The sequence below is a fragment of the Streptomyces sp. DH12 genome, assembly GCF_020873895.1.
Lineage (GTDB): Bacteria > Actinomycetota > Actinomycetes > Streptomycetales > Streptomycetaceae > Streptomyces.
Genome location: NZ_JAHWGT010001407.1, coordinates 1 through 414, shown reverse-complemented (window position 1 = coordinate 414; position 414 = coordinate 1). Strand labels below are relative to the sequence as shown.

Below are 414 nucleotides of genomic sequence, written 5' to 3'. Positions count from 1 at the left end.
GGAGAACGTACTGCGGCACGTGGACGCCGCCCGTGAGTCCGGCGTCGCCACCTTCGCGGCCGGCGAGGCGGCCGACCCGCTCACCTTCCGTACCGCCGACGACGGCGGTCCCGAGGGCGAGGCGGGACAGCCCGACCCGCACTTCTGGACCGACCCCGACCGGGTGCGCAAGGTCACCGCCCTGATAGCCGATCAGGTCATCGAGCACGTCGACGGAGTGGACGCCGACGCGATACGCGCCAACGCCGACCGCTACGCCGGGCACCTCACGCACCTCACCTCCTGGATGGAGAAGTCCTTCGCCCGCGTTCCGGAGGGCAGGCGGGCCTTGGTGACCAACCACCACGTGTTCGGCTACCTCGCCGACCGCTTCGGTCTCCGGGTGATCGGCGCGGTCGTCCCCAGCGGCACCAC

The 414-nt window shown here is 71.7% G+C and carries 1 protein-coding gene; it reads left to right on the top strand.

Annotated elements, in window-relative coordinates:
* Positions 1–414, top strand: a 414-nt coding sequence (locus LPA54_RS40310; protein WP_228985391.1) for a metal ABC transporter substrate-binding protein, incomplete at both ends; no start/stop codon positions are given.